An 18,349-nucleotide genomic window follows, 5' to 3' on the forward strand; every position below is an offset into this window, starting at 1 on the left:
GAATTCTTTTTCATGAAGATCAAGAGCGTCTTTCCCGGTATTCCGTGAAGAACCTTTTTTTATGCCCGCAGATTGTTGCGCGGCTGATGAGGTTATCGCGGGCAGCACGGGCCCCGTAGAAGCGAGGCTTGCCCGCGATGAGGTCAACCCACCACCCGGTTTCGCCCCTCGGCCTTGGCCTGGTACAGCGCCTTGTCGGCCATCGCGCACAGCGCTTTCAGGCTGGACTTCGGTGTGCCTGCCCAGGTGCCGAGGCCGATGCTGATGGTGATCGGTGAGGCGCCGTCCTGGATCGGCGGCAGGCGCTCGATCGCCAGGCGAATATGCTCGGCGATACGCCGGGCGCCGGCGTTGTCGGTCTCCGGCAGGACCACGGCGAACTCTTCGCCGCCGTAGCGTGCGGCCAGGTCGCCGGGGCGACGGATATTGTCACTGATCACCCGGGCGACGATGCGCAAGGCTTCATCGCCGAGCGGGTGGCCATAGCGATCGTTGAAGGCCTTGAAGTGATCCACGTCGAGCATCAGCAGCGACAGCGCGCTATGGGAGCGCTGCGCGCGACCCCATTCGCGAGCCAGGGTCTGATCCAGGCTGCGACGGTTGTCGAGGCCGGTGAGGGCATCGGTGGCCGCCAGTTGCGCGAGTTCCTGCTCGGCGCTCTGGCGCCGGCGCAATTCCCGGCACAGCAGCCAGGTCAGCCACAGCAGGCCCAGGCACAGCGCACCAGTGGCGCCGCCGACCACCAGCGCGGTGCGCTGCCAGGAGGCGAATACTTCATTGCTGGAGAGCGCCACGATCACGATCAGCGGCAGGTCCCCGACCTGGGAGAAGGTGTACAGGCGCGGCTGCTGGGTGCTGGACATGCCTTTGAAGCTGCCGTTCCCCTCGCGCAGGATGCGGATGAAATTGGGCCGTTGGCTGAAGTCCTGGCCGATCAGGTTGTCCGCTCGCGGCGGCTCCTGGGCCAACAGGATACCGTCGCGACTGATCAGGTTGACCGAGCTGTCGCGGCCGACATTCAGGCTTTTGAACAACTGGCTGAAGTAGTCCAGGCGCATGGCCGCTTCGGCCACGCCGAGGAATTCTCCACGTTCGTTGGAAACCCGCCGGCTGAAACTGATGCGCCAATCCAGCTCGGGCGGGAGGGCGCGGAACGGTCGGCTGATCAGCATGCCCGGATCGGGGTTATTCACATGAGACTGGAAATACTCCCGATCGGCAAAGTTGCCCTTGCGCGGTTCGACCGAAGCGGAGTCGGCGAGCACATCGCCGTGCGCGTCGAGCAGCAGGATGTTGCCCTTGTAGGGTGCAGCCGTGGCCCGGTCGAACAGCGCCATATGGCGAATGGTCGGCGAGACCTGTTTCAGGTCCTCGTGTTGCGAGGCGCTGATCAGGCCTCGCAGGGAGACGTCGTACAGCTCGACGTTGCGCAGCACGTCGGCGTCGATCAATTGCACGATGTTGGAAGCCGCGCGGGTGGCGGCTATTTCGGCGCTGCCGCGTTCGCGAATCAGCAAGAAGGTCACGATGCTCAGGATGGAGATGACCATCAATGAGCTTCCAAGAATCAGCATCCTTTCCGACCGGCTCGAAGTGGTCGTGTTGCGGGGTGTCGCACTACTCACACTCATGGTTCTGGCTTCTGCGTTGTGTACGTTTTCTATAAGGGTGTTTCGGGTGAAGCGAGCAGAGTTGCAGAGACCGATCGCGCCTGCGGGCGCATGTATAAATCGCAGACAAAAAAAAGGCCAGCAAAATGATGCTGGCCTTTTGCGTATTCGCGCTTAGAACACATTGATCGGGTAATCGACGATCACCCGGTATTCGTCGGTGTCGTTGTCCAGCGCGCCATAACCGTTGCCGCCACGGTTGGTGGCCCACTGCAGGCGGACCGCCAGGTCCTTGGCCTGGCCACCCTGCACCACGTACTTGAGGTCGAGGTCGCGTTCCCAGTGCTTGGCGTGCTCGCCGCCGGCGCTGTACCAGTGGGCGTAGCCACGGCTGTGCGGATCGACCTTGGTCAGGTCCAGCTCGCCGCGCGAGTAGGAAAGCGCCGACGTCAGGCCCGGCAGGCCGAGACCGGCGAAGTCGTAGGCGTACTTGAGTTTCCACGAGCGTTCGTTGGGGCCGTTGAAATCCGAATACTGCTGGGAATTGTCCAGGTAGATGCTGTCACCCTGGTTGATGTAGTCGAACGGTGTGTTGCCGTTCACCCGCTGGTAGGCGGCGGTGAGGCTGTGATGGCCCACGCCCAGGGTGAAATGCAGGCTGTAGGTGTTGTTGTCGATGTCGCCCAGCAGCGCGTCGCCGGTGTCCTGGGTGTGATAGAAGTGCAGGCCCGGGTTCAGGATCACCAGCTCGTTCAGCGCATAGCTGTAGTCGAGGTCGTAGTAGTACTGGTTCCAGATGTCCTTGAGTTCGGCGGCGTACAGGCTGCTGGTCAGCCCGTCCACGCCGCTCCAGGCCACGCCGGCCCAGTTCAGGTGGCGGCTTTCATCGCCGTCCAGCAGTTTGCCGTAGGCCGTGTCGATACGCTGGCGGCCGCTCTGGTTGTAGAGCTTGGTGAAGCTGGCCTGGCCGCCTTCGAGCAGCCAGCCGTCGAAGCTGTGGTTGCTCAGGCTGACCCCGCGGAAGGTCTGCGGCAGCATGCGGCTCTGGCCGCCGGCGATCACCGGATTGTTGAGGAACAGGTCGCCGGCCTTGAGCTCGGTGTCGAAGGCGCGGATTTTCAGGGTGGCGCCAGCGGTGGAGAACGACGTCGGGGCTTTGCCGTTGCCGTCGCTGATCGGCAGGATGCTCGAGCTGTCGGTACCGCCACCGCCATCGAGTTTCAGGCCGAGCATGGCGTTGGCATCGAGGCCGAAACCGACCGTGCCCGGGGTATAACCCGACTCGAAGATCCCCAGGAAACCCTGGCCCCATTCGATGTTGTCATCGTTCTGCTGGTGGCGGTTGCGATTCATGTAGTAGTTGCGGGCGTTGAGCTTGAGGCTTGCGCCTTCGACGAAGCCTTCGGGGCTGGCCTGATCGGCCGCCTGGGCACAGGGGGCGATAGTTGCAGCCATTGCAATGAACAACGGGCTGAGAGTTGAAGTGACCTTCACCGGTATAAAGCTCCTTGGATGAATGATGACAGTTGTTATTGTCGATTCGGGTGTTTCTTGTTCTGGGTGAAACGAATGAAACAGTCGGTTCTACATGGCAAAAAAAAGCCGCTGTTATCAGCGGCTTTAAGACAACTTACTCCGGGAGGTAGAGCAGAGAAGTTGTCGAGGGAAACGAGTCGGTAGCGGGTATCAGCTGTCTTTCTGAACTTCCGGCTGGCGCTGTTCCGCCGTGATGTTCTGCGGCTGCTCGCTGTTCTGTTGCTTGGCAGCCAGCACTTCCTGGGCTTCCTGGAATGCAGCGGCGCGTGCAGCGTTATGCGCGGCGAAAGTCTGCGATTCTTCGGCCATGGCCATAGGGGCCAAGAACAGGGAGGACAAAACAAAGGCGCTGGCAATACCCATACTGTTGGACATTTCTGAAGACCTTCTTGCAGAGCAAGTTCAAATTAGGTGCGACAAAAATATAACTTCAAGGCAGCTGGAAAAAGCGCCGAACAGGATAAGCACTGTTACACCAAAAGCAATAGTTGATACTGCTTCTGCAGGAACCAGGCTTGCTGGCGATGCAGGCAATGCGTTGTGTCTGACGTACTGCTATCGCGGGCAAGCCTCGCTCCTACAGGTCCGTGGTGGCCTTGGCTTCTGTAGGAGCCAGGCTTGCCGGCGATAGAGGCAATGCGCTGTGCCTGACGCACCGCTATCGCGAGCAATCGAGCGTCGACCGGCTGCTCCTACAGAGCAGAGGGAGAGTTCAGACCGGCAGGTAGATGCCGAAGGTGTTCATGCCGTCATCGCTGCGCACGAACACGTCGCCGCCGTGCATCAGGGCGATGGCCTTGACGATCGCCAGCCCCAGGCCGTGGTTGGCGCCACTGTTGCTGCGGGAGGCATCGACCCGGTAGAAGCGCTCGAACAGCCGTGGCAGATGCTCGCGGGCGATGGCCTGGCCGGGGTTGCTCACGGCGATGGCCACCTGGTGTTCCTGCACATCGATCTGTACCCGGATCACCTGCCCGGGCTCGGTGTGCTGCACGGCATTGCTCAGCAGGTTGATCAGCGCCCGGCGCAGGTGGGCGATCTCGATCTGCACCTGGGCATCGCCGCGGACCTCGACCTTGACCTGGGCGTCTTCGAGGATGAAGTCCAGGTAGTCCAGGGTGGTCGCCACTTCGCTGGCCAGGGAGGTGCTGGTGAGCTTGGTGGCCTTGCTGCCCTGGTCGGCGCTGGCCAGGAACAGCATGTCGTTGATGATCGAGCGCAGCCGTTCCAGCTCTTCGAGATTGGATTGCAGTACCTCGAAATAATGCTCGGCGGAACGCCCGCGGGTCAGCGCCACCTGGGTCTGGCCGATCAGGTTGGTCAGCGGCGAGCGCAGTTCGTGGGCGACGTCGGCATTGAAGGATTCCAGGCGCGAATAGGCCTGTTCCACCCGTTCCAGGGTCGAGTTGAACGAGTTGGCGAACTGCGTCAGCTCCGGCGGCAGCGACGACAGCTGCAAACGCCCGGAAAGCCTCGGCGGGGCCAGGCGCTGGGCTTCTTCGGACAGCCCGATCAAAGGCTTGAGGCCGATGCGCGCCACCCAGTAACCCAGCGCCGAGGCCAGCAGCACGCCGACGATGGCCAGGCTGATCAGGGCAATCAACAGCTGGTGCTGGGTTTCGTAGAAGGTCTCGGTGTCGATGGCGATCAGAAAGCGCAGCGGCGGGCGCAGCTCCTTGGCTGGCAGCTGGCTGACCAGCACTTTCAGCGGATAGGGATGCCCGGGCAGGGTCAGGTCGCGCATGCCCAGCGGACCCTGGGCGAAGCGGCGGATCTGCGGGTCGGGGTTGCCGTATTCGTAGGCGGGGTCGCCGCTGACCACCCAGAAACGGATGCGCTTGTCTTCTTCGCTGAGCAGCTTGAGCTTGTTGTTGATCTTGGCCCAGTGCTCCGGGTTGCCGAAGCGCGTCAGGGCCGACTCCAGCACGCTGTAGCGCGCGTCCAGTTCGGCCTCGGGCAGCAGGCCCAGGCCTTTGTCCACCTGTTGATAGAGCGCGCCGCCGATCAGCAGGAACACCAACAGGGCTACCAGGGTGAACAGCCCGCTCAGGCGCAGGGCAATCGAATTACGAGGCACCGCGGTTCTCCAGCACGTAACCCATGCCGCGGATGGTGTGCAGCAGTTTCTGTTCGAACGGCCCGTCGAGCTTGGCCCGCAGGCGCTTGATCGCCACTTCGACGACGTTGGCGTCGCTGTCGAAATTGATGTCCCAGACCATCTCGGCGATCGCGGTTTTCGACAGGATCTCGCCCTGGCGCCGGGCGAGCACGCTGAGCAGCGAGAACTCCTTGGCGGTCAGGTCCAGGCGCGTGCCGGCGCGGCTGGCCTTGCGACTGATCAGGTCGATCCACAGGTCGGCGATGCTGATCTGCACCGGTTCGTGGCCGCCGCTGCGGCGGGTCAAGGCCTGCAGGCGCGCCACCAGTTCGAGGAAGGAAAAGGGCTTGCCCAGGTAGTCGTCGGCGCCGTCGCGCAGGCCCTTGATCCGATCTTCGACGCGCTCGCGGGCGGTGAGCATGATCACCGGCGTCTGCTTGCGCGCGCGCAGGGCCCGCAGCACGCCGAAGCCGTCGATGCCGGGCAGCATCACGTCGAGCACGATCACCGCGTAGTTGCTTTCCAGCGCCAGGTGCAGGCCCTCGACGCCGTCGCGCGCGCGGTCCACGGTGTAGCCTTGTTCGGTCAGGCCGCGGTGCAGATAGTCCGCGGTTTTCTCTTCATCTTCGATAATCAGAACGCGCATGACCCCGCCTCAGGATGTGCTTGCCAGCGCTGGCGCTGGTGTGGGCCGATGGAATAGCCGCTCGAGCCACAAGTATATGACCGGAGTGGTGAACAGCGTCAGCGCCTGGCTCACCAGCAGGCCACCGACCACGGCGATCCCCAGTGGCTGGCGCAGCTCCGCGCCGGCGCCATAACCGAGCATCAGCGGCAGGGCGCCGAGCAGGGCTGCGAGGGTGGTCATGATGATCGGCCGGAAACGCGTGATACAGGCCTGGTAGATCGCTTCCTGCGGCGGCAGCCCGCCCTGGCGCTGGGCTTCGAGGGCGAAGTCGATCATCAGGATGCCGTTTTTCTTGACGATGCCGATCAGCAGCACCAGGCCGATCAGGGCCATGATCGAGAAGTCCTGGCCCAGCAGCCAGAGCATGATCAGCGCGCCAAGGCCGGCCGAGGGCAGGGTGGAAATGATGGTCAGCGGATGGACGAAGCTCTCGTAGAGCACGCCGAGGATGATGTACACCGCCACCAGCGCCGCGAGGATCAGCCACGGCTGGCTGGCCAGGGAACTCTGGAAGGCCTGGGCCGCGCCCTGGAAGTTGCCGGCGATGGAGGCGGGCATGCCGATCTGGTTTTTCGCCTGCTCGAGCATGATCACCGCATCGCCCAGGGCCACGCCGGGCGCCAGGTTGAACGACAGGTTGGCGGCCGGGAACATGCCGTCGTGGGCGATGGACAGCGGGCCGACGGTGGGCGGGTCGACCTTGGCCAGCGCCGACAGCGGCACCATCTCGCCGCTCAGGGGTGAGCGCAGGTAGAAGTAGTTCAGGCTTTCGGCCTTGCCGCGTTGCTTGGCGTCCAGTTCGAGGATCACGTTGTACTGGTTGGTCTCGGTCTGGAACTCGTTGACCTGGCGCTGGCCGAAGGCGTCGTAGAGCGCTTCGTCGACATCGGTGGCGGTCAGGCCGAAACGCGCCGCGGCGCTGCGGTCGATGCTGATATGGGTGATGCTGCCGCCCAGTTGCAGGTCGTTGGACAGGTCGCGAAAGGCCGGGTTGGCCCGCAGTTTTTCCGTCAGGCGCTGGGTCCAGGTATTCAGCGTCGGCCCGTCGTTGCTCTTGAGCACGTACTGGTACTGGCTGCGGCTCGGCCCGGAGCTGAGATTGATGTCCTGGCCGGCCCGCAGGTACAGGACGATACCCGGGACCTTGGCCAGCTGCGGGCGAATGCGGTCGATGAACTGGCTGGCGGAAACATCCCGCTGGCCGCGGTCCTTGAGGGCGATCCAGAAGCGGCCGTTGGCGATGGTCTGGTTGTTGCCGGTGACGCCGACCGAGTGGGAGAAGGTTTCCACCGCCGGGTCGGCGCCGAGGATCTTCGCCAGGGCCAGGTGTTTTGCCACCATGTCCGGGTAGGAGATGTCGGCCGCCGCTTCGCTGGTGCCCAGCACGAAGCCGGTGTCCTGCACCGGGAAGAAACCCTTGGGAATGAACACATAGCCGGCGATGGCCAGGCCCAGGGTCAGGCCGAACAGACCGAGCATCAGCCGCTGATGGGCCAGGGCCCGGCGCAACCCATGTTCGTAGAGCGCCAGCAGGCGTTCGCCGAAGCCCGGGCGATCGTGAGGATGATGAGTCGGGGCGCGCATGAACAGCGCCGCCAGGGTCGGCGCCAGGGTCAGCGACACCACCACGGAAATCAGGATGGTCGAGGTGGCGGTCAGGGCGAATTCCTTGAACAGCCGCCCGACCACGCCGCCCATGAACAGCAGGGGAATGAACGCGGCGATCAGCGAGAAGCTGATGGACACCACGGTGAAGCCAATTTCGCCTGCGCCCTTGATCGCCGCTTCGCGCATGCCGTCCCCGGCTTCCAGGTGGCGATGGATGTTCTCCACCACGACAATCGCGTCGTCGACCACGAAGCCCACCGAAATCACGATCGCCACCAGGGTCAGGTTGTTCAGGCTGAAGCCCATTACGTACATCAGCGCGAAGCTGGCCACCAGCGACACGCCGAGCACGCTGGAGACGATCAGCGTCGCCGACAGCTGGCGCAGGAACAGCGCCATTACCGCCACCACCAGCAACACCGCGATCAGCAGGGTGATTTCCACTTCATGCAAGGACGCGCGGATGGTCTTGGTGCGGTCCGAGAGCACGGTCACGTCCACCGAGGCGGGCAGCATGGCTTCCAGGCGCGGCAACTCGCTCTGGATGCGGTCCACGGTGTCGACGATGTTGGCCCCCGGCTGGCGGAAGATCACCAGGTTGAGCCCCGGCTGGTCGTTGGACCAGGCCTGCACGTAGGCGTTTTCCGGCCCGCTGATGACCCGGGCGACATCCTTGAGCTGCACCGGTGCGCCGTTCTTGTAGGAGACGATCAACTGGCCGTAGTCCTCGGGATGGAACAGCTGGTCGTTGGTCGACAGGGTCGAGATGCTCGACTCGCCATACAGCGCACCCTTGGCCAGATTGAGGCTGGCCTGCTGCAGGGCGACGCGGATATCGGCCAGGGTCAGGCCGATCGCCGCCAGCCGGTCGGGCGAGGCCTGGACGCGGATCGCCGGGCGTTGCTGGCCGGTGATGTTGATCAGGCCGACGCCGTCGATCTGGCTGATCTGTCGGGCCAGGAGGGTTTCCACGTAGTCGCTGAGCTCGGTGCCGGGCATCTGCGTGGAGCTGATGCTGAGGATCAGCACCGGGCTGTCCGCCGGGTTGACCTTGCGCCAGGTGGGCAGGCTCGGCATGTCGTTGGGCAGCTTGCCCGAGGCGGTGTTGATCGCCGCCTGCACTTCCTGGGCGGCGGTGTCGATGCTCTTGTCGAGGGTGAACTGCAGGGTCAGGATGGTCGAGCCCAGGGCGCTGCTGGAGGTCATCTGGGTCATGCCGGGGATGGCGCTGAACTGTACCTCCAGCGGCGTGGCCACCGAAGAGGCCATGGTTTCCGGGCTGGCGCCGGGCAATTGCGCGGAGACCTGGATGGTCGGGAATTCGGCTTCCGGCAGCGGGGCGATGGGCAGCCGGGGAAAGGCGATGGCGCCCAGCAGCACCAGGGCGAAAGTCAGCAGCAGGGTGGCGACCGGATGATCGACGCACCAGGCGGAGATCGAGCCGTGGCCCTTCATGGCTGCGGCTCCGTGTTCGCGGCCTGGATCTGTTGCGGCGGTTCGCTGAGCACCTCGATGTGCGAGCCGGCCTTGAGCCGCGACTGGCCGTCACTCACCAGCAGGTCGCCGGCCTGCACACCCTTGATGATGTTCTGGCCGCTGTCCTGATAGACCATCTGCACCGGGACGATTTCCACCTTGTCATCCTTGACCCGATACACGAAGTGCTTGTCCAGGCCGCGCTGCACCACGCTGGGCGGCACCACCAGGGCGGCTTTTTCCACGGTGGTGCGGATCTTGATGGTCACCAACTGGCCGGGCCAGAGCTTTTGCCCGGGATTGTTGAATTCGGCCTTGGCGCGGATGGTCCCGGTATTGGTGTCGATCTGGTTGTCGATCAGGCTCAGGTGACCTTCACCCAGGCGCTCGCCGGTGGCGGAGTCGGTATCGGCGCCCAGGTAGGCGTCCACCGTGGCCGGGTGTTCGGCGACCAGCAGCCCCTGCAAGGTCGGCAGCATCTGTTGCGGCAAGGAAAACTCGACCGCGATCGGGTCGATCTGGGTCACCGAGAACAGGCCCTGGGTATCGCTGGTGCGCAGGAAATTGCCTTCGTCCACGGTGCGGATGCCGACGCGGCCGGACACCGGCGAGCGGATCTGGGTATAGGACAGCTGCACTTGCGCCGCATCGATGGCGGCCTGGTTGCCCTGGGCGCTGGCCCTGAGCTGGTTGACCAGCGCTTGCTGCTGGTCGTAGGTCTGCTGGGACACGCCGTCATCCACCGACAGCAGCTTGTAGCGCTTGAGGTTGACCTGGGCCACCTGCAGTTGCGCCTGGTTTTCCGCCAGTTGCGCCCGGGCCTGGTCGAGACTGGCGCGGATCGAGCGGTCGTCGATGGTCGCCAACAGGTCGCCGGCCTTGACCAGTTGGCCTTCCTTGACCAACAGCCGGGTGAGGATGCCGTCCACCTGGGGCCGGATCACCACGCTGTGCAGCGACAGCACCGAACCGATGCCGCTGACATACCGCGGCACATCCTGCCGGGCGACGCTGATCACCCGCACCGGCACGGCAGTCGGCGCTGCCAGTTTGGTGCTGGGCGGCTTGAGCAGGTGCCACAGGCCAGCGGTGGCGAGAACGGCGAACACGCCTGCGAGCACAAGGGTTGTTTTTCGATTACGCATGGACGCCAGCGCCGGGGGGCAGGTGGGACGGGAGGATGGCCAGTATCGATGGCCCCTTTATAGCCGCCCGACCCGGTCAGCAACGTGACGCCTGCCTGACAGCGCTGTCAGCAAAGGCCGACCGATGACCCTGGCCCATGCCGGTCGCGGCAGGTCAAAGACCCGCAACCTGGGTATACTGCCGGCCCTCGCGGCCCGCTTGCCCGGGCCCGGCCTTTGCTTTTCACCCCGGAGCTTCCATGACTACCCCAGCACAACCGCCTGTGTCCGACGCTCCCAGCGCCGACCAGGTCGATGACGCCAACGCGCCTGGCGAAGGCAAGCCGGCGATCGCGCCGTTCAAGTTTCCGTTCAAGCCGTCCGAGTTCGCCCAGGCCAAGAATGCCCAGCAACCCTGGTACAAGAACGGCGCCACCAACGGCCACACCAAGACCCCGGGCGCGGCGCCACCCGGCACCCGTCGCTCGATGGGCAAGCGCTGAACCTGAGCTTTTGTAGCCGCTGCCGCAGGCTCGGGCCGCGTTCGGACAATCGACCGCGAAGCGGGCGCACGACCTTAAGATCGCCGAAGGCCTTCGGCCTTATCGCAGCCTGCGGCAGCGGCTACGGATCAGGCCGCTCGCAGGGAAATGAAGGCGTAGGTGAGTGGCGCCTCGGTCACCACCTGGGCGCCGGCCTCCTGCACCTGCCCGGCAATGTCTTCACCAGATACATGGAACAGCCACTCGCTGGCCGGCGCGGCCAGCGGTTGCGCCTGGACCCGCTCGATGGCTTCGGCCAGGGCAGCCATGTCCGGCAGGTAGGCGGTAAAGCCATCGCCCTTGAGGGCGGTGGTGTGAATCCCCAGCAGTTGGCAGATGGCTTGTTTGCTGTGGATATCGTCGCGGTCGGCCTGGCGTGAACGCTGGATCAGTTCGGCCAGTTCCCGGTCCACCAGCTCACCGCCGACAATCAGCTGCGGGCCTTTTTCCCAGGACTCGGGCGGGCAATCCTTGATCGCCGGGTTGAGCGGGATGTGCGGATTGATTTCCATCGGGTAGATGCGGCACACCAGCGGCCGGCGCTCATAGATCCGGCACAGCTGGTCTTCGTCAAGATTCCGGCAGGGGCCGACGTTGTAGGCGGCGAAAGTGATTGCCACGTGGGCCTGGGCTGTGCCGCTGGGCACCACGCAGGAACGCCGTTCGGCGTGTTCGCGCTGCTGGGCCGGCAGCCCCAGGCCATTGCTCAGGAACCCCTCCACCAGCACGATCACCTGGCCGCCATCCAGCGCCCACTGGCGGGCTTCGCCGAGGGTCAGGGGGACGTGGTGATCGTTGCAGCACTTGCCGCAGCCTACGCAGGAAAAACGAGTATTCATTGAGCCGACAGCCATAGTCGAAAGGTGGAAGCGGCGACGGAATGACTCACATCGCCCTCTAAATAGCGCTCTCGAAGCAAGTTATGCGCCAGTCACCGGCCCTTGGCCTCGAGGGCGGGGCGGATCGAATCCCATTCGGTGACATGGGCGCTCTTGCGCTGCTTGTCGTACAGGCACAGTTCCATGCCGGTCTGGCCCTTCATGTGTTTTTGCGGGTACTGGCCCTGAAGCAGCAAGGCGCTGTAGCCAACCCGGTCGTCGAACTGCGCGGCATTGCCCAGCACTTTGACATTCTTTAGCTGGCTGGCCTTGGTGCAACTGGCCCGCACCTGCTTGTCGAATGTCGCCCAGGCATCCGGGCTGGAGGCCTGGGCCTGGCTGGCGAGGAGGGTGGTCAGGCAGGCGAGGCTCAGAGACAGGGCTTTCATGGCGGGGCGTTCCTTCGTTCGCGGGTATGCGCAGGAGTATGCCTGAGGCGCGGGCGATGAAAGATCTGTAGCCGCTGCCGCAGGCTGCGATCGGCCGGAACGGCCGCGGCGATCTTGAAATCGCTGAAGGTCCTGCGGACCTTATCGCAGCCTGCGGCAGCGGCTACAGGTTACAGCGGCGTCTGGGGAACCTGCTCGCGGCGGATCGTGACCATGCCGACGCTGTCATACAGCCCGCGGGCTCGCTGGTTGTCTTCCAGCACGCGCAGGTCGACAAAGGCCTCGCGGCGCTGGCGGAAGACCTCGAAGGCCTGCAGCAGCAAGGCCCGTCCCAGGCCCTGGCGGCGGGCCCGCGGATGCACCACCAGATCCTTGATATAGGCGCTGGTCCAGCACTGGATCACCCCGACGACGCCCTCGGCATCCTGGGCCACCAGGCACAGTTGCGGGTCGTATTCGGCGTCGCTTTCGAAACGCTGGCGCCAGCTGTCCAGCTCCGGCACGCGCCCGCCGCCGTCCTGGTAGCCAAGGTGCATCAGGCCATGCACCGCTTCGGCCAGTTCCGGCCGATAGCTGTCGAGGCTGAAGGCGGCCGGCCAACTGGCGGGAGCCGGTTGCCCGGTCAGGTCGCGGCGCATCAGCAGGCAGTAGTCGTCGGCCATGGCTCAGGCGCTCTGGGCGGCGACGTGACGGGCCGCTTCGATCAGGCAGCGGGTCAGGTCCGGCGAGGAAAACTTGGTCAACACCGCGTTGGCGCCGGCCAGGCGGGCCTTTTCTGCGTTCATGGCGCTGTCCAGCGAGGTATGCAGCAAGACGTAGAGGTGGGCGAAGTCCGGGGTCTCGCGCAGGGTGCGGGTCAGGGCATAGCCGTCCATCTCCGACATCTCGATGTCCGAGACGATCAGGTTGATTTCCTGGGCGGTGCCTTGCAGGTCCAGCAGGCAGTCGATGGCCTCCTTGGCGCTGCGCGCGGTGTGGCATTGCAGGCCGAGGTTGCGCAGGGTATGCACCGACTGCTGCAGGGCCACCTGGCTGTCGTCGACCACCAGGATCCGCGCGTTACCCAGCAGTTCGGCGTCTTCCATGCTCAGCTCGGTCGGCGCGGTTTCGATCTGCGCCGGGGCGATGCCGTGGATGACTTTCTCGATGTCCAGCACCTGCACCAGGGTGCCGTCGACCTGGGTGACCCCGGTGATATAGGACTTGACCCCGCCGGAGCCATAGGGCGGCGGACGGATATCGGTGGTCAGGCAATGCACGATCTTGCTCACCGCCTGCACATGCAGGCCCTGCTTGGAGCGGCTGACGTCGGTGACGATCAGGCAGCCGCCCTCCGGGTCTTCCAGCGGCCGTTCGCCGATGGCCCGGCTCAAGTCGATGACCGACAGCGAATTACCGCGCAGGGTGGCGATGCCTTTCACGTGCGGGTGCGATTCCGGCAGTTTGGTCAGCGGCGGGCAGGGAATGATTTCACTGACTTTGAGCAGGTTGATTGCCATCAGCTTGCCGCTGCGCAAGGTGAACAGCAGAAGCGAAAGGGAATCTGCGCGGGCTTTGTTGGAAGACATAAAAACCTTCTGTGGAAAAAGGTGGTTCGCGCAATAGGTCGCGAACAGCTAGCGATAACGGGTTATCGACGCGTGGAGGGCTGGCTTTAGCGGCTTTGTCGGTTTGCGGATCAACGCACGCGGTATTACGACAATTGTAGGAGCGAGCTTGCTCGCGATAGGCCGAAGGTCGCTTGTGAGTTCGCTATCGCATCGCGAGCAAGCTCGCTCCTACAAGGTTCGCACTCTTTATTTCAGTCCCAGGCGCTTGGCCATGCGCCCCAGGTTGGCGCGGTCCAGGCCCAGCTCGCGGGCGGCGCTGGCCCAGTTGTGCTGGTGACGCTCAAGGCAGGCGCTGATCAGCTGGCGCTGGTAGTTTTCGGTGGCCTGGCGCAGATCGCCACTGCCGGGAATCTCGGCCATGGCTGCCGGGGCGGGCTGGGGCGCGACCGGTGTCGAGGCGTCCGGCAGGTCCAGGTCGGCGGCGCTCAGGCTGAGGATCTTCGGCCGTTCGCGGCAATTGCCCAGGGCCTTGAGGGCGCTGCGGCCGATCAGGTGTTCCAGCTCACGCACGTTGCCCGGCCAGGCGTAGGCCAGCAGCGCCGCCTGGGCATCGCTGGTCAGGCGCAGGCTGCCCAGGCCCATGCGCGAGCGATTCTGTTCGAGGAAGTAGCCGCTGAGCAGCAACACATCGCGGCCGCGGTCGCGCAGGGCCGGCACCAGCAGCGGGTAGACGCTGAGGCGGTGATAGAAGTCCGCGCGATAGCGGCCGCTGCGCACTTCTTCGGCCAGGTCGCGGTTGGTGGCGGCGATCAGCCGCACGTCGACCTGATGCTCCTGGTCCGACCCCAGGCGTTGCAGCTGGCCGCTTTGCAGCACGCGCAGCAGCTTGGCCTGGACGGTCAGCGACAACTCGCCCACTTCGTCGAGAAACAGCGTGCCGCCATTGGCCAGCTCGAATTTGCCGCGGCGGTCGTTGGTGGCGCCGGTGAAGGCGCCGCGTACATGGCCGAACAGTTCGCTTTCCACCAGGGTGTCGGGCAGGGCGGCGCAGTTGAGGCTGATCAGCGGCTTGTCGGCCCGGGGCGAGGCGGCATGGATGGCCTGGGCCACCAGTTCCTTGCCAACCCCGGTTTCGCCGGTGATCAGCACCGTCAGGTCGCTGCCGCCGACCAGGCCGATTTCCTCCAGCAGGCGTTTGTGCGCCTTGCTCTGGCCGATCATTTCGCGGTTCTGGCCGCTGGCCTGGCGATAGACCTCGGCGCGCTGGTGTTCGTCTTCGGCGCGCAGGGCCAGGCGCTCAATGCGCTCGGCGGCGTTGACGGTGGCCGCCGCCAGGCTGGCGAAGGCCTGCAGGGCATCCAGTTCGATCGGCTCGAAGCGCTGCGGGTCGAGGGCATCCAGGGTCAGCAGGCCCCAGGGGCGTTCGTCGATAAACAGCGGGCAGCCCATGCAGTCGTGGACTTCCAGGTGTTCATGCAGGCCATCCACCAGGCCGTCGTAAGGGTCCGGCAAGTCGCTGTCGCTGGCGAAGCGGGTAGGGCCGGGATGGCTGAGCAGGGCGGCGAAACGCGGGTGTTCGCTGACCTTGAAACGCCGGCCCAGGGTGTCGGTGCTCAGGCCGTCCACTGCCAGCGGCACCAGCCATTCGCCATCCAGGCGCAGCAGCGCGGCGGCGTCGCAGGGCAGCAGGGCGCGCATGGCTTCCAGCAGGCGGCGGTAGCGCTCGCCTTCGGGCAGTTCGCGGGACAGGTCGGAGACCAGGGGCAACAAGGCGGTGAGCAGGGACTTTGCGGTCATAATGACTCCGTATGGTCTTAATGACTATAAATGCCGGTGTGTCGATATGACTACAATTATTTTAAGATATTGATTTATATGGTTTTTATTGTTGGCACGAAAACTGATTGGTAAAGGGCAACCTGCAAGTAGTCAGAAGGCTCAGGAGTTGTACTTATGCTTAGCGTCGAAGATCGTGCCATCATCAAATCCACCGTTCCGCTGCTGGAAAGCGGTGGCGAAGCCCTGATCACCCACTTCTACCGGATGATGCTCTCCGAGTATCCGCAAGTGCGTCCGCTGTTCAACCAGGCGCACCAGGCCAGCGGCGACCAGCCACGGGCCCTGGCCAACGGCGTATTGATGTACGCCCGGCACATCGACCAGCTCGACCAGTTGGGCGACCTGGTGGCGAAGATCATCAACAAGCACGTGGCCCTGCAGATCCTGCCGGAGCATTACCCGATCGTCGGCAGCTGCCTGCTGCGCGCCATTTCCGAAGTGCTGGGCGAGGAGATCGCCACGCCGGCGGTGATGAGCGCCTGGGGCGTGGCCTATAACCAGTTGGCGGATATCCTGATCGGTGCCGAAGGCGCGATCTACGACCAGAAGGCCCAGGCCCCGGGCGGCTGGCGCGGCGCGCGGGAATTCAAGCTGGTCCGCCGGGAGCAGGAGAGCGCGGAAATCACCTCGTTCTATTTCGAGCCTGTGGATAACGGCCCGATTCTCGCCGCCGAGCCGGGTCAGTACATCGGCATGCAACTGTTCCTCGATGGCGAGGAAATCCGCCGCAACTACTCGCTGTCGGCCCTGTCCGACGCCGGCCAGTACCGCATCAGCGTCAAGCGCGAGGCCGGTGGCCGTGCTTCCAACTATTTGCATGACCAGATGCAGGTTGGCGCCAGCATCCAGCTGTTCCCGCCAGCGGGCGAATTCACCCTGGCGGACAGCGACAAGCCATTGGTGCTGATCAGTGGCGGCGTCGGCATCACTCCGACCCTGCCAATGCTCGAAGCCGCGCTGGCCAGCCAGCGTCCGGTGCACTTTATCCACTGCGCGCGCAACGGCGGGGTGCATGCGTTCCGCGATTGGGTCGACGGTCTGGCCGCGCGTCATCCGCAACTCAAGCGCTTCTACTGCTACGCCGAAGACGACGGCGTCAGCCCGGCGGCGGACAAGGTCGGCCTGCTGAGCCAGGAACAACTGGCCGCATGGTTGCCGCAGGAGCGTGACCTGGACGCCTACTTCCTTGGCCCGAAAGCCTTCATGGCGGCGATCAAGCGCCACCTCAAGGCCCTGGGCGTACCGGAAAAGCAAAGCCGCTACGAGTTCTTCGGCCCGGCCGCGGCCCTGGAGTAACCCCCATCGGCCAGCCTCCGCCCGGAGGCTGGCCTCTTTGTAGCCGCTGGCGCAGCCTGCGATCGAGCGCGCAGCGCTCGCAACACTATCCCCCCGAGTACACCAGGCAAACCGCGAGCTCAGGCTGACGGTCGCTGCGCAACCGGTCGCAGGCTGCGCCAGCGGCTACAGGCCGCACTCGTAAAAATCCTTTAAAGGTTAATCCGTTCTTAACCTGTTTATCGTTAATTCCCCGATGCTGATGATAGGCGCTCGTTCGCACTGATCAGGATCATCCCATGCAACTCTCAGCCATTCCCCGCATCACCCTGGCCGCAACCTTGCTCGCCAGTCCCCTGGTTTTCGCCGAGCCGGCCTTGCTCCAGGCGCAAACCCTGGTCGTCGACCAGAGCCTGCCCAAGGCCCAGCGCGAGGCCATGGAACTGGCCGCGCGGCGCTACGGCAGTTTCTGGAACAGCGGCGATGAAAGCCTGGCCAAGGCTGCGCTGGCGGAGAACTTCGTCGATATGACGCCGCCTGCAGGGCGGGTCCAGGGCCCGACCGGGCCGCTGCTGGCGTCGCGCTTCTTTCGTACGGCGGTGCCGGACTTGAGCGCACAAATCGAGCAGATGATCGTGGCCGGGGATCGGGTGGTGCTGCACCTGCATTTTCGCGGGCACTTCAGCGGGACCTTCAATGCACTCAAAGGTCATGGTCAGCGTGTAGACTTCCGGGCAACCGACATTTATCAGATCGCCAACGGCCGGATCACCGCCAATTGGCATATCGAAGACAACCTCAGCCTGATGCAGCAGTTGCAAGCGCTGCCATCGGGTTGAGCCACAGAAAGAAAGGAATTGAGGATGACTGACGACACACTGCGCTTGGGGCGCGAGCGACGTTTTCTGGTGTTGCTGGGGGTGATCTGCCTGGCGCTGATCGGCGGCGCGCTGTACATGCAGGTGGTGCTGGGCGAGGCGCCTTGCCCGCTGTGCATCCTGCAGCGCTACGCGTTTCTGCTGATCGCGATTTTCGCCTTCATCGGCGCGGCCATGCGCAGCCGTCGCAGTCTCACGGTGCTGGAAGCGTTGGTCATGCTCAGCGCGCTGTTCGGCGCGGCGGTGGCGGGGCATCACGTCTACACCCAGGCCCATCCTGCGGTCAGTTGCGGCATCGATGTGCTGCAGCCGATCGTCGACAGCCTGCCGTTGGCGACCGTCTTCCCGCTGGGGTTCCAGGTCGATGGCTTCTGCTCCACGCCGTACCCGCCGGTGCTGGGCCTGTCCCTGGCGCAATGGGCGCTGGTGGCCTTTGTGCTGACCCTGGTGCTGGTGCCGCTGGGCATCATTCGTAACCGTCGTCAAAGCGCCTGATCCGGCGTAAAAAGCCCCGCTCCCGATGTTCGGGGCCGGGGCTTTTTTGCGTGTAGGACAATGTGCGAAAGGGGCGTGATATGGGGCAATCGGACGTGCGATAAACGTGCGACATGTTGTCACATGGAGGGTGTCGCACCTGTGTTTGCGCAGATGACAGTACGCCGTTTTTTTTGTGTCAGAAACGGAAAAAGTCTGTCAGTTCGTGTTGGCGCAGTGAGCGGCAAAACAAACATAGCCGGCTATCTAAATAAATCGTTTCAGCCCTCGTTTTACAAGGGATAGCGCGATGCCATCGGTGGATTTTGCGCGGGTGAAAGGCCCCTTTTTCGAGCTGGCTGGAAGGCGTTTTTGGGGCTTTTT

Annotated in this window: 16 protein-coding genes; 4 read left to right on the plus strand and 12 right to left on the minus strand. The window is 64.2% G+C overall.

Annotation, left to right across the window (positions count from 1 at the left end; translation table 11 throughout):
• Positions 1-143: 143 nt before the first annotated feature.
• The 7 genes from PVZ80_RS08750 to PVZ80_RS08780 form a co-directional block, all read right to left on the minus strand.
• Complete coding sequence (locus tag PVZ80_RS08750; RefSeq protein ID WP_053269867.1) at positions 144-1,631, minus strand: sensor domain-containing diguanylate cyclase; 1,488 nt, start codon at positions 1,629-1,631, stop codon at positions 144-146.
• 153 nt (positions 1,632-1,784) lie between these two features.
• The gene (locus PVZ80_RS08755; RefSeq protein WP_273863716.1) at positions 1,785-3,065 is read right to left on the minus strand and encodes an OprD family porin; all 1,281 of its coding nucleotides are present in this window, start codon (positions 3,063-3,065) and stop codon (positions 1,785-1,787) included.
• 231 nt (positions 3,066-3,296) lie between these two features.
• A complete protein-coding gene (locus tag PVZ80_RS08760; RefSeq protein ID WP_016703533.1) occupies positions 3,297-3,521 on the minus strand; it encodes a hypothetical protein in 225 nt (74 codons plus the stop codon).
• Positions 3,522-3,858: 337 nt separating this feature from the next.
• The gene (locus PVZ80_RS08765) at positions 3,859-5,223 is read right to left on the minus strand and encodes a heavy metal sensor histidine kinase (protein ID WP_273863692.1); all 1,365 of its coding nucleotides are present in this window, start codon (positions 5,221-5,223) and stop codon (positions 3,859-3,861) included.
• Positions 5,213-5,890, minus strand: a complete 678-nt coding sequence (locus PVZ80_RS08770) for a heavy metal response regulator transcription factor (protein WP_273863693.1) — start codon at positions 5,888-5,890, stop codon at positions 5,213-5,215. Before PVZ80_RS08770 ends, PVZ80_RS08765 begins: the two co-directional genes overlap by 11 nt.
• Positions 5,891-5,899: 9 nt before the next feature.
• Positions 5,900-8,995: a multidrug efflux RND transporter permease subunit gene (locus tag PVZ80_RS08775; protein ID WP_273863694.1), complete on the minus strand. Its 3,096-nt coding sequence runs from the start codon at positions 8,993-8,995 to the stop codon at positions 5,900-5,902.
• On the minus strand, positions 8,992-10,161 hold the full coding sequence (locus PVZ80_RS08780) for an efflux RND transporter periplasmic adaptor subunit (protein ID WP_273828879.1): 1,170 nt from the start codon (positions 10,159-10,161) through the stop codon (positions 8,992-8,994). Before PVZ80_RS08780 ends, PVZ80_RS08775 begins: the two co-directional genes overlap by 4 nt.
• A 239-nt stretch (positions 10,162-10,400) precedes the next feature.
• Here PVZ80_RS08780 and PVZ80_RS08785 point away from each other — a divergent pair, with 239 nt between their 5' ends.
• On the plus strand, positions 10,401-10,643 hold the full coding sequence (locus PVZ80_RS08785; protein ID WP_009050706.1) for a hypothetical protein: 243 nt from the start codon (positions 10,401-10,403) through the stop codon (positions 10,641-10,643).
• A 128-nt stretch (positions 10,644-10,771) separates the two neighbouring features.
• Here the strand turns inward: PVZ80_RS08785 and PVZ80_RS08790 are convergent, their stop codons facing one another.
• The 5 genes from PVZ80_RS08790 to norR all read right to left on the minus strand — a co-directional run bounded on the left by PVZ80_RS08790 (position 10,772) and on the right by norR (position 15,296).
• Positions 10,772-11,521, minus strand: coding sequence for a YkgJ family cysteine cluster protein (locus tag PVZ80_RS08790; RefSeq protein WP_038634983.1), 750 nt, complete (start codon positions 11,519-11,521; stop codon positions 10,772-10,774).
• 92 nt (positions 11,522-11,613) lie between these two features.
• Entirely contained in the window at positions 11,614-11,949 is a 336-nt protein-coding gene (locus PVZ80_RS08795) for a hypothetical protein (RefSeq protein WP_009050704.1), read from the minus strand.
• Between the two features lie 170 nt (positions 11,950-12,119).
• Positions 12,120-12,611 carry a GNAT family N-acetyltransferase gene (locus PVZ80_RS08800; RefSeq protein ID WP_273863696.1) on the minus strand — a complete coding sequence of 164 codons (492 nt, stop codon included), beginning with the start codon at positions 12,609-12,611 and terminating at the stop codon, positions 12,120-12,122.
• A gap of 3 nt (positions 12,612-12,614) precedes the next feature.
• Entirely contained in the window at positions 12,615-13,517 is a 903-nt protein-coding gene (locus tag PVZ80_RS08805) for a chemotaxis protein CheV (protein ID WP_009050702.1), read from the minus strand.
• Between the two features lie 228 nt (positions 13,518-13,745).
• The gene (gene norR, locus PVZ80_RS08810) at positions 13,746-15,296 is read right to left on the minus strand and encodes a nitric oxide reductase transcriptional regulator NorR (RefSeq protein WP_053269861.1); all 1,551 of its coding nucleotides are present in this window, start codon (positions 15,294-15,296) and stop codon (positions 13,746-13,748) included.
• Between the two features lie 156 nt (positions 15,297-15,452).
• Between norR and hmpA the strand changes: the two genes are divergently transcribed.
• The 3 genes from hmpA (at position 15,453) to PVZ80_RS08825 (ending at position 17,986) form a co-directional block, all read left to right on the plus strand.
• Entirely contained in the window at positions 15,453-16,634 is a 1,182-nt protein-coding gene (gene hmpA, locus PVZ80_RS08815; protein WP_273863697.1) for an NO-inducible flavohemoprotein, read from the plus strand.
• Positions 16,635-16,912: 278 nt separating this feature from the next.
• Entirely contained in the window at positions 16,913-17,452 is a 540-nt protein-coding gene (locus PVZ80_RS08820; protein WP_016703523.1) for an ester cyclase, read from the plus strand.
• Positions 17,453-17,476: 24 nt separating this feature from the next.
• The gene (locus PVZ80_RS08825; RefSeq protein ID WP_009045493.1) at positions 17,477-17,986 is read left to right on the plus strand and encodes a disulfide bond formation protein B; all 510 of its coding nucleotides are present in this window, start codon (positions 17,477-17,479) and stop codon (positions 17,984-17,986) included.
• Positions 17,987-18,349: the final 363 nt, after the last annotated feature.

Source organism: Pseudomonas sp. B3G-3, assembly GCF_028640915.1.
GTDB lineage: Bacteria > Pseudomonadota > Gammaproteobacteria > Pseudomonadales > Pseudomonadaceae > Aquipseudomonas > Aquipseudomonas chlororaphis_I.